Source organism: Tritonibacter sp. SIMBA_163, from assembly GCF_046535935.1.
Taxonomy (GTDB): domain Bacteria; phylum Pseudomonadota; class Alphaproteobacteria; order Rhodobacterales; family Rhodobacteraceae; genus Epibacterium; species Epibacterium scottomollicae.
Genome location: NZ_JAWJBP010000320.1, coordinates 1 through 279, shown reverse-complemented (window position 1 = coordinate 279; position 279 = coordinate 1). Strand labels below are relative to the sequence as shown.

1 pseudogene is annotated in these 279 nt (G+C 60.9%); it reads right to left on the bottom strand.

The annotated features are described in order from the left end of the window. Positions 1-279 (bottom strand): annotated as a pseudogene (locus R0J92_RS22565) (formimidoylglutamate deiminase); the annotation flags it as partial.

Here is a 279-nt window from a genome sequence, read left to right as displayed (position 1 = left end):
CGCGAATTTATACATGATCTCGCGCCAGCTCCAGAACGAATCGGCGGACGGGCCGCGCCGTTCCGCAAGTCCTGCCATGCCATATTGGAAAGCGTGGCTGTGCAGGTTCGGCATGCCCGCGATGACGACAGCATGAGGCTCATCACCCGGCTTCACGGACGAACTCGCTTCGAGCGACACGATCTTTCCATCAGCAATGCCGATCCGCACGTCGTCGGCCCAGCCGCTCTCGAGGAGCGCCTGACCGGCATGGACAAAACGTGTTTTGAGCGTGGCATC